The organism is Streptomyces sp. NPDC054813 (assembly GCF_053611365.1).
Genome location: NZ_JBSHAF010000004.1, coordinates 186,861 through 197,441 on the forward strand (window position 1 = coordinate 186,861; position 10,581 = coordinate 197,441).

Annotated in this window: 9 protein-coding genes; 5 read left to right on the forward strand and 4 right to left on the reverse strand. The window is 71.4% G+C overall.

What is annotated here, in order from left to right; all coding sequences use genetic code 11:
* Positions 1-380: 380 nt before the first annotated feature.
* From ACWGJB_RS09370 to leuA, 3 genes are all read right to left on the reverse strand, one after another.
* Positions 381-1,562: a sialidase family protein gene (locus ACWGJB_RS09370; RefSeq protein WP_453379605.1), complete on the reverse strand. Its 1,182-nt coding sequence runs from the start codon at positions 1,560-1,562 to the stop codon at positions 381-383.
* A 119-nt stretch (positions 1,563-1,681) separates the two neighbouring features.
* Positions 1,682-2,377, reverse strand: a complete 696-nt coding sequence (locus ACWGJB_RS09375; RefSeq protein ID WP_453379606.1) for a TerB family tellurite resistance protein — start codon at positions 2,375-2,377, stop codon at positions 1,682-1,684.
* 185 nt (positions 2,378-2,562) lie between these two features.
* Entirely contained in the window at positions 2,563-4,284 is a 1,722-nt protein-coding gene (gene leuA, locus ACWGJB_RS09380; protein WP_453379607.1) for a 2-isopropylmalate synthase, read from the reverse strand.
* A gap of 319 nt (positions 4,285-4,603) precedes the next feature.
* Here leuA and ACWGJB_RS09385 point away from each other — a divergent pair, with 319 nt between their 5' ends.
* From ACWGJB_RS09385 to ACWGJB_RS09400, 4 genes are read left to right on the forward strand one after another with little or no spacing between them, the layout of a single operon-like run.
* A complete protein-coding gene (locus ACWGJB_RS09385) occupies positions 4,604-5,686 on the forward strand; it encodes a M4 family metallopeptidase (protein WP_453379608.1) in 1,083 nt (360 codons plus the stop codon).
* A 21-nt stretch (positions 5,687-5,707) separates the two neighbouring features.
* Positions 5,708-5,974 (forward strand): protealysin inhibitor emfourin, encoded by a 267-nt coding sequence (locus ACWGJB_RS09390; RefSeq protein ID WP_453379609.1) that lies wholly within the window; start codon positions 5,708-5,710, stop codon positions 5,972-5,974.
* 59 nt (positions 5,975-6,033) lie between these two features.
* A complete protein-coding gene (locus tag ACWGJB_RS09395) occupies positions 6,034-7,449 on the forward strand; it encodes a GH1 family beta-glucosidase (protein ID WP_453379610.1) in 1,416 nt (471 codons plus the stop codon).
* A complete protein-coding gene (locus ACWGJB_RS09400; RefSeq protein ID WP_453379611.1) occupies positions 7,446-8,699 on the forward strand; it encodes an MFS transporter in 1,254 nt (417 codons plus the stop codon). The genes ACWGJB_RS09395 and ACWGJB_RS09400 overlap by 4 nt, the downstream gene beginning before the upstream one ends.
* 4 nt (positions 8,700-8,703) lie before the next feature.
* Here ACWGJB_RS09400 and ACWGJB_RS09405 read toward each other — a convergent pair whose 3' ends face one another.
* Positions 8,704-9,561: an NAD-dependent epimerase/dehydratase family protein gene (locus tag ACWGJB_RS09405; RefSeq protein ID WP_453379612.1), complete on the reverse strand. Its 858-nt coding sequence runs from the start codon at positions 9,559-9,561 to the stop codon at positions 8,704-8,706.
* Between the two features lie 132 nt (positions 9,562-9,693).
* On the opposite strand from ACWGJB_RS09405, the gene ACWGJB_RS09410 reads away from it, so the two are divergent.
* A complete protein-coding gene (locus ACWGJB_RS09410; RefSeq protein ID WP_453379613.1) occupies positions 9,694-10,542 on the forward strand; it encodes a helix-turn-helix transcriptional regulator in 849 nt (282 codons plus the stop codon).
* The last annotated feature ends 39 nt before the right edge of the window (positions 10,543-10,581 follow it).

Below are 10,581 nucleotides of genomic sequence, written 5' to 3' on the forward strand. Positions count from 1 at the left end.
CCGAACAACTCCGGCGGCTACCGCCCCAAAAAACCCCTCCGGGGGGCATGCTCACCGGCCCGCTGGGTGGCCGGGGGGGGGGCCCGCGGGGGCCCCCCCCCGGGGGGGGGGCGCCCGGCGCCGGGCGGTACGCCTTCGCCAGCGCGGTCTGCGTGAGGTCCTCCGCGTGGTGCGGGTCGCCGGTGAGCAGATAGGCGGTCCGCACCAGATGGGACCACCGCGCTCTGACGAATTCCTGGAACTGGGCCTCAAGTTCGGCCTGCATCAGCCCCCCTCGCCCTCCAGACCACCGGCGGGGCGGATTCGGTTGCCCGGTTCATGGCAACAACCGGTTCACGGCGGCGGCCGGTTCACGGCGGCGGCCGGTTCACGGCCACGGCTCACTCCCGGGGCGCCGCGACCCGCCGGAACTCGATCGTGTCGTACGCCGTCCGCGTCCCCGTCTCGTACAGCACGCCCACCGTGCTCTTGTCCACCTGCACCAGGTCCGAGTAGGCCGCCTTCCGGCCGGACAGGGTGAGGAGCTTGTCGAAGCTGATGCCCTCGTCCGTGCTGGTCCACAGGGCCATGGCCTGGCGGGACGTCGGGATCGAGGGGGCGGAGAAGAGCAACGGGGCGTCGAACCCATGGAGTTGGAGGACCGAGCCCTCGACCACCGGGACCCGGCGCAGGCTCGGCTGGACGGTGTACTGCGCGTCCAGGGTTTCCGCGCCGTCGCTCGACCAGGCGTTGAGGCGGTTGCCTGGGCTGCTGCCGTTCTGGTCGCGGGCGTTGAAGTAGAGGCGGCCGTCGGAGAGTTGGGCGGCGGTCGTCTCGTTGGCGTTGTCACGGCCGGTGTAGGAGCCGTCGACGAAGCCGAGGTGCCAGCTGCGGCCGCCGTCGTCGCTGTAGATCGCGTGACCGCCGTAGTACCTGGCCTCCCGGCCGGTGTCGGAGGAGCCGGGACGCGGCGTGCCGGAGTGGTCGGCGGCGACGACCAGGCGGCCACGGTGCGGTCCCTCGGTGACGGCGACGGCATGGCCGGGACCGGTGGCGTACCAGCGCCAACCTGCGGGTTTCACCTGTGCCGTGATCTCCCGCGGGGCGGTGAAGGACCGGCCGTCGCTCCGGCTGCGCTGCACGAACACCCGGCGGCTCTGCTCCTTGGTGACCTGGCCGCGCATGATCTGCGCCTCGCTCACCGAGCCGTCGTTGTAGGAGGTCACCAGGACGATGTCGCCGGTGCGCGGGTCGACCACGGGTGCCGGATTGCCCCGGGTGTTCCCCTTGCCGTCGGCCACCACCTGGAGCGGGCTCCAGGTGCAGCCGCCGTCGGAGGAACGTCTCAACACGACGTCGATGTCACCGCTGTCGCCGGTGGTGGTGTGCCGGCCCTCGGCGAAGGCGAGCAGGGTGCCGTGCCAGGTGCGGACGACGGCCGGGATGCGGTACTGGGTATAGCCGCCCTCGCCGGACACATACGGCACGGCGGACTCGCAGGTCGCCGCCCAGGCCCTGGGTTCGACGGTGAACGCCCCGAGCAGCAGGGCGGCCGCGAGGGAGATCCGGCTCACACGGGTCACAGGAGACACATGGCTCACCCTTCCATGTTCCTCGCCGCCGCCTTCACCGCACCCCCGCAACGGCCGAACGAGTCACGCGGTTTGGCACATCGTCAGTTTCCGCGGAGGCGGCCGGGGGCTCAGGAGGGGGTGCGGGCCGCCGCCAGCAGGCGGGTCACGTCGTCGGCGCAGATGGTCAGGGCCGCGCCGACCGTGCCGAGGACCTCGCGTTCGGCGTTGGTGTAGGGGCCGTCGGCGAGCGCTATCCGGGCGGCCTGGAGGAGCAGGGACTCGCGGCCGGCCGGGGCGAGGTGCGGGGCCAGCGGGTCGAGGGCCTCGTGCAGTTCTATCGCGAGGCTCGCCCCGCCCGGCTGCTCGAAGACCCTGCCGGTGTCGGCGGCGAGCGCGTCGACGAGCGCGCTCAGCTGCTCCTCCGTGACGTCCTCGAAGCCGGCCGCGCGGACCGCGGCCGCGGCCGCCTCCAGGGACGTACGGGCGCAGGCGCCGCCCGCCGCGAGGACGGCGAGGGCGACGGTGTGCACGGCGTCGCGGAGCATCGCCGAGAAGCGGGAGGTGGTCGGGTGGTCGAGGACGTCGGTGCCGAAGTGGTGACGGCAGGCGGCGCACTCCACGACCGGGCCGGTGGTGCCGCGCGGCAGCACCGGCACGCCGAGCAGGGTGAAGCGGCGGCGGCCGGTGAGCCGCTGGTAGTTGCGGTCGCCTCCGCAGCCGGGGCAGAAGAACTCGCCGTCGCCGACGGGCGTCCATGCGGTGCGGGTGCCCAGAATGCGGGCAGGCCTGGCGGTTCGGCCGTCTCGTCCCCGTACTGGCAGCACGTCGCACCTCCTTAACGCCGTGGCAACATCGCCACCGCTGGCGTGATGTTAGCCACATCGGTGAGGTGGAGTCAGTACCCCGTACGAGACCTTTCCGTGACCTCCACGGCCGGATGGCCGGTAAACGACGGGGCCCTGATCGCCGTACAGCACGATCAGGGCCCTTAAACCGCCGGTCAGAGCGATTATCGCGTCGCGCGGTTGACGGCGGACACGACCGCCTTCAGCGATGCACGCGTCGTGTTCGCGTCGATGCCGATCCCCCACAGAACCTTGTCGTCGATCGCGCATTCGATGTAGGAGGCGGCCTGCGCGGAGGCACCCTCGCTCATCGTGTGCTCCTGGTAGTCCAGGAGCCGTACGTCGATGCCCAGCCCCTGCAGCGCGTCGAAGAACGCGGAGATCGGGCCGTTGCCGGAGCCGGTCAGGACGGTGTCCTCGCCGTCGACGGTGGCCTCGACGGTGAGGGTGTCCACCCCGTCGGTGTCGGTGGTCGACTGACCCGTCCGCACCTGGATACGACCCCAGGGGTTCTCCGGGTTCGGCAGGTACTCGTCCTGGAAGACCGCCCAGATGGCGGAGCCGGTGACCTCGCCGCCCTCGGCGTCCGTCTTCGCCTGGATGAGCTTGGAGAACTCGATCTGCATCCGGCGCGGCAGGTCCAGCTTGTGGTCGTTCTTCAGGACGTAGGCGACACCGCCCTTGCCGGACTGCGAGTTGACCCGGATGACCGCCTCGTAGGAGCGGCCGACGTCCTTCGGGTCGATCGGCAGGTACGGCACGGCCCACTCGATGTCGTCGACGGTGACGCCCTTCGCGGCCGCGTCGGCCTCCATGGCGTCGAAGCCCTTCTTGATGGCGTCCTGGTGGGAGCCGGAGAAGGACGTGTAGACCAGGTCGCCCACGTACGGGTGGCGCGGGTGGACCTCCATCTGGTTGCAGTACTCCCACGTACGACGGATCTCGTCGATGTCGGAGAAGTCGATCTGCGGGTCGACGCCCTGCGAGAACAGGTTCATGCCCAGGGTGACCAGGTCGACGTTGCCGGTGCGCTCGCCCTGCCCGAACAGGCAGCCCTCGACGCGGTCGGCGCCGGCCATCAGCGCCAGCTCGGCGGCGGCGACGGCAGTACCCCGGTCGTTGTGCGGATGGACGGACAGCACGACGTGCTCACGGCGGGACAGGTTGCGGTGCATCCACTCGAAGCGGTCCGCGTGCGTCGACGGCGTCGAACGCTCCACGGTGGCCGGCAGGTTGAGGATGATCTCGCGGCCCGGACCCGGCTGGTAGACGTCCATGACCGCCTCGCAGACCTCCAGCGCGAAGTCCAGCTCGGTGTCGGTGAAGATCTCCGGCGAGTACTGGTAGCCGAACTCCGTCTCCGGACCCAGCAGTTTCTCGGCGTACTCCATCACCATGCGGGTGCCGTCGACGGCGATCTGCCTGATGTCGTCCTTGGAGCCGCGGAACACCACCCGCCGGAAGACCGGAGCCGTGGCGTTGTACAGATGCACGGTGGCCCGCCTGGCGCCCTTCAGCGACTCCACGGTCCGCTCGATCAGGTCCTCGCGGGCCTGGGTCAGCACGGAGATCGTGACGTCGTCCGGGATCGCGCCCTCTTCCTCGATGATCGAGCGCACGAAGTCGAAGTCGGTCTGGCCGGAGGCGGGGAAGCCGACCTCGATCTCCTTGTAGCCCATCTTCACCAGCTGGTCGAACATCCGGCGCTTGCGCTCGGGCGACATCGGGTCGATCAGGGACTGGTTGCCGTCGCGCAGGTCGGTGGAGAGCCAGCGGGGGGCGGCGGTGATGCGCTGCTGGGGCCAGGTGCGGTCCGGGATGTCGACCTGCTCGTAGCGGCCGTACTTGTGGATCGGCATGGTGGTGGGCTGCTGGCGGTTCGCCATGATCGCGGGGCTCCTCAGGATGTCCGGAAGGACGGCCGACGACGCAACACGAAGCTCCGCGGGGAGGGAGTCGACCTGGACTACAGGCCCTCGCCGCGGCAGCTAAGAAGAAGCAGCCCGAAACGCATGATGTTCCGCATGCTAGTCGAGCCCCTTCGAACGCGGGGCGCCGTATCAGTATGCGGGACCGTGGGGACGAACAGGACAAAAGGTGCGCCATACCACTCCCCCTCACGCAGGGTCATCAATTGTCGCGGTATTTCACCAATCATGGTTGCGGGTAGTGACAGTCAAGTGACTCAGTGCGAGGGTGCGGTGCATGACGACCAACGGGGGCTCTGAGCCCGTCATCCGCCGCACGCCCGTTTTCTGCGGGATCGTGCCGCCGCACATCCTCGACCACCTCGCCACCCACGAGGACCGGGAGCTCGCCGACTCCGCACTGCGCACCCTCCAGCAGGACGCCGTGCAGCGCACCCGCCGCCGGATCACCACGGTCCGCGGCGCCGTCGCCCCGTCGGTGGCGGCCGCCACCGGCACCCCGCACCGCACGGTCTACGACGCCGGGCACGGCACCGACCTGCCCGGCACCAAGGTCCGCGACGAGGGCTCCGAGCCCGGCCAGGACGCCGGCGTCAACCGCGCCTACGCCGGCCTCGGCGCCACCTTCGACCTGTACCTGACGGCGTACGAGCGGGACTCCATCGACGGCCAGGGGCTCCCCCTCGACGCGACCGTGCACTACGACGTCGACTACGACAACGCCTTCTGGAACGGCGAGCAGATGGTGTTCGGCGACGGCGACGGGCAGATCTTCACCGACTTCACCAGCTCCGTCGACGTCATCGGCCACGAGCTCACGCACGGCGTCACCCAGTACACCGCCAACCTGGAGTACTACGGCCAGTCCGGCGCCCTCAACGAGTCGGTCTCGGACGTCTTCGGCTCGCTCATCAAGCAGCACTCCCTCGGCCAGAGTGCCGAGGACGCCGACTGGCTGATCGGCGAGGGCCTGCTCGCCCCGGGCGTGCACGGTGTGGCCCTGCGCTCGATGAAGGCCCCGGGCACCGCGTACGACGACCCCCGCCTCGGCAAGGACCCGCAGCCCGCGACCATGGCTGAGTACGTGAAGACCAACCGTGACAACGGTGGCGTGCACATCAACTCCGGCATTCCCAACCACGCCTTCTACCTGCTCGCCACCGCCCTCGGCGGCAACGCCTGGGAGCGGGCCGGGCGGATCTGGTACGACGTGCTCACCGGCGGCGAACTGCGGTCGGACGCCCGCTTCACGGACTTCGCGACGCTCACCGTGGCGGCGGCCAAGGCCCGCTTCAAGGAGGGCGAGGAGACCGAGGCGGTCCTCAAGGCGTGGGCGCAGGTGGGTGTGCAGACCGGCTGATCCCGTACTACACAGGGACCCATGCGTATTCAGGTGAGGCGTACGGGCGGGTTCGCGGGCATCGAGCGGCGGGCCGAGGTGGACACCTCGGGGCTGCCCGACGCCCATGAGTGGCAGGCCCTGGCCGAGCACGCGCTCGCGGCCGGCCGGGGCACGCCGCCGCCCGGGGTGCCGGACGGGTTCGCGTACCGGATCACGGTGGACGGGCGGACGGTGTACGCGGCCGATCCGCGGCTGACCTCCGAGCAACGCGAGCTGATCTCAAGGGTGTTGAAGGAGGGCGCCTAACCGGAACCGGTAACGGGTAGTTCACGTCCGGACGTTGACTTCTGTTACTGGCGGTAAGGATGATCCCGGCCATGGCGACTGACGCGGACCGTCCGATACCCCGTTTCCCCGGTTTCCCCGACGGCTTCCTGTGGGGTGTGTCGACCTCGGCCCACCAGATCGAGGGCGCGGCCGATGAGCGCGAGCCCTCCGTGTGGGACGTGTTCTCGGCCGAGCCGGGCCGGATCAAGGACGGCTCGACGGCGGCGGTGGCCTGCGACCACTACCACCGCTACCGCGAGGACGTGGCCCTGCTCACCGGCCTCGGCGTGGACGCGTACCGCTTCTCGATCTCCTGGCCGCGGGTGCGCTCGGCGGGCGGCCTGGACTTCTACGACCGCCTGGTGGACGAGCTGTGCGCGGCGGGCGTACGGCCGGTCCCGACCCTCTTCCACTGGGACCTGCCGGCGGCCCTCCACGCTGGGCCCGACAGCGGCTCCGCCGCGGGGGGCGGCTGGCTGGAGCGGGACACCGCCGCGCGGTTCGCCGACTACGTGTCGACGGTCGCGGACCGGCTCGGTGACCGGGTCAAGAAGTGGATCACCCTCAACGAGCCCGCCGAACACACCCTGTTCGGCCACGCGCTGGGCGCCCACGCCCCCGGCGAGCAGCTGATGTTCGACGCGCTCCCGGTCGCCCACCACCAGCTCCTCGCCCACGGCCTGGCCGTACGGGCACTGCGCGCGGCGGGCGCCGCCGACATCGGCATCGCCAACTCCCACGGCCCCACCTGGCCGGCCTCCCAGGAGCAGCCGGACCTGGAGGCGGCCGGCTTCTACGACCTCCTCCTCAACCGCCTGTTCGCGGAGCCGGTTCTGCTGGGCGAGTACCCGGAGGGCATGGGCGACCTGATGCCGGGCGATGTCGCCGCGGACCTGAAGGTGATCTCCGAGCCGCTCGACTGGTACGGCGTCAACTACTACGCCCCGACGAAGGTGGGCGCCCCGCAGGGCGCCGAGATCGAGTTCGGCGGACTCACCCTCCCCGCCGAACTCCCCTTCTCCGTCCAGGACATCGAGGGCGTACCGGTCACGGACTTCGGCTGGCCGGTGGTCCCGGAGGGCCTGACGGAACTCCTCACCGGCTTCCGGGACCGCTACGGCGACCGGCTCCCGCCGATCGTCATCACCGAGAACGGCTGCTCCTACGAGGGCGTCGACGACCAGGCCCGTATCGCCTACCTGGACGGTCACATCCGGGCGCTGCACCGGGCGGTGGAGGCCGGCGTGGACGTGCGCGGCTACTTCGTCTGGTCGCTGCTGGACAACTTCGAGTGGGCGGAGGGGTACGCGCGCCGCTTCGGCCTGGTCCACGTGGACTACGACACCCAGGTACGGACGCCGAAGTCGTCGTACGGCTGGTTCCGGGACCTGCTCCGGGCACAGAGATCCGAGGCCCAGAGATCCCAGGCGCAGGGATCCCAGGCGCAGGGATGACGACGACGGGGGCGCCGGCCGCGCTGGCGGAACCGGCCGAGAAGGTCGGCCGGGGCTGGACCTCGGCGCTCTCCCTCGCCAACGGGGCGATCTGGGTGGGCTGGTACGGCCCCCTCCAGATCCTTCTGGCCTCCCAGGCCAAGGACTTCGCACCCGGCTCCGGGATGTCCAAGGAGACGATGCTGGCGTGGGTGACCGCCGTGGGCGCGGTGGTGTCGCTGGCGGCGAACCCGGTCTTCGGCGCGCTGTCGGACCGTACGACGTCCCGCTGGGGCCGCCGTACGCCGTGGATCGTCGCCGGCACGGCGGGCGGCGCGCTGTCGCTGCTGCTGCTCGCGGGCGCCGGCGGCATGGGGACGATGATGCTGGGCTGGTGCCTGGTCCAGCTGACGCTGAACGCGGCCTTCGCGGCGGTGACGGCGGCGGTGCCGGACCGGGTGCCGAGGAGCCAGCGGGGTTCGGTGGGCGGCTGGCTGGGAGCCGCCCAGATCCTCGGGGTGGTCGGCGGCACGGGGCTGGCGACGGCCGCCGGGGGCGTCGGGGCGGGCTATGTGGCGTGCGCGGTGTTCACGGCGGTCGGCGTGCTGCCGTACGTGCTCCGGTACCCGGATCTGCGGCTGGCCCCGGAGGACCGGCCGCCCTGGTCCTGGCGGGCCTTTCTCGCCGGGTTCTGGCTGAGCCCGCGCCGGTACCCCGACCTGGGCTGGGCGTGGCTGACCCGCTTCCTGATCAACCTCAGCAACGCCCTGGTCCTGCTGTACCTGCTCTACTACCTCCGCGACCGCCTCCACTACTCCGACCCCGACCGGGGCGTGCTGATCCTGACGGCGGTGAACGGGCTGACGCTGATGGCGACGGTCGTGGTCGGCGGGGTCTGGTCGGACCGGGTGGGCCGGCGCAAGCCGTTCGTGGTCTGGTCGGGGATGCTGATGGCGGCGGCGACGGCGCTGCTGGCGGCGTGGCAGACCTGGCCGGGGGCGATCGTCGCGGCGGCCTTCCTGGGCATCGGCTTCGGCGTGTTCACCTCGGTCGATTTCGCACTGATGACGGACGTCCTGCCGAAGGCCCTGGACCGCGGCAAGGACCTCGGCGTCATCAACGTGGCCAACGCCCTGCCCCAGGTGGCGGCACCCGCCCTCGCCGCGCCGATCGTGACCTACCTGGGCGGCTACCGGGTGCTCTACCTGGCGGCGGCGGTGATCGGACTGGCGGGGGCGGGGCTGGTGGGGCGGATCCGGGGAGTCGACTAGCCGCTCACAGGGCTCCGGCGTCGCGGGCGGTCCAGACGCTGGGGTAGACGGGCCGGAAGCCGAGGTCCCGGCGGATCTTCTGATTGGACATGATCCCGAACCAGGGATCGGGGTCGGTGTGGGTGTGCAGGTCCGCGGGCACCTCGACGCCGTTGAGCCGGTACAGCTCCACGGTCGTGACGGGGGCGTCGTCGGCGATGTTGTAGAGCGGGCCGTTCACCGCCGGGGCGTACAGCAGACGCATCAGGCCCTGGCCGACATCCGCGTGGTGGGCCATCTGGAGCCGCTGGGCGGGCGCCCAGTTCGCGGCCCAGCGCAGGACGTTGACGAGGTGGGGGTCTCCTTCGCCGTAGACGAAGGGCAGCCGCCCGATCCGCACCTCCATCCCGCCCTCCAGCGCCAGCAGCTCCCGCTCCGCGACCGCCTTGGCCTCGGGGTACGCACCCCACAGCTCACCGCCGGGCCGGCTCTCGTCGTCCTCGGTGAGCGGACGGCCGCGCCCGGTGCCGTACACGTTCCCGGTGCTGACCTGCACGAACCGTCGTACGCCGGCCGAGACCGCGGCCCTCCCCAGGGCCACCGCCGCGTCCCGGTTGACGGCCCAGGCCTCCTCGTCGGGCACCCCGCGGAAAGAGGCCGCGACGTTCACGACGGCGTCCACCCCGGCGACGGCCTTGCCGAGCGCCTCCTCGTCCCGCAGGTCCCCGACGACGACCTCGGCGCCCAGCCCGGCGAACGGCTCCCCACGGGCCGCGTCCCGTACGAGCACCCGCACCCTCTCCCCCCGCCGGGTTTGGGTGAGCAGCCGCGGCACGAACCGCCGTCCGACCTGTCCTGTGGTACCGGTGACAAGAGTGATCATGTCCTTCTCCTTCTGCCGCCTTCGCTCTGGTGCCACCAGCCTCGGCCTCCTCGGAGACGGCCGGGAGAGACCTCCCGATCAGGGGATCGGCAGTCCCTGGATAAGCCGGGTGGCCCGGGCCACCCTGGAGGGGTGAACCGCCCCGAACTGGCCGACTTCCTGCGCCACGCCCGCACCCGCCTGGACCCCGCCGACGTGGGCCTGGCCCCCGGCGCCCGCCGCCGCACCCCGGGCCTGCGCCGCGAGGAGGTGGCGTCCCTGGCAGGCATGTCGGCGGACTACTACACCCGCCTCGAACAGTCCCGGGGCCCGCGTCCCTCCCGCCAGATGCTGACGGCACTGGCCCGCGCGCTGCGCCTGACGGAGGACGAACGCGATCACCTGTTCCACCTGGCCGGCGAGGAACCCCCGCGCCGGGAGGCGACGAGCACGCACGTGCGCCCCGGCCTCCTCCTGGTCCTGGACCGGCTGCACGACACCCCGGCGCTGGTGACGACCGACTACGGCGAGGTCCTGGCCCAGAACGCGCTGTCGCGGGCGCTGAGCGGCGACGTCCTGGCCCGCCCGCCGCGCGAGCGCAACCTGCTCCGCCGCTACTTCCTGGACCCCTCGACCCGCGACCTGTTCCCGCCGGAGGACCGCCCGGCACACACCCGGGACCACGTCGCCAACCTCCGGGCGGTGGCCGCGGCCCGCCCCACCGACCCGGTCCCCGCCGCCCTGGTCGCCGAACTCCTCGCGGGCAGCGACGAGTTCGCCCGCCTCTGGGCCGAACACGAGGTGTCGGTACGGCGCGCGACCACCAAGCGCTTCCTGCACCCCACGGTCGGCCTCCTGGAACTGGACTGCGAGGTCCTCCTCAACGCCGACACCCACCAGCAACTCGTCATCCACACGGCCCGCCCGGGCACGGAGTCCCATGAACGCCTGCAACTGCTACGGGTGGTGGGCCTGCAGGACATGACCCCGAGCCGCCCTTGACCCACCGGGTACCTTTGCCGGGACGCACACGCAATGAGT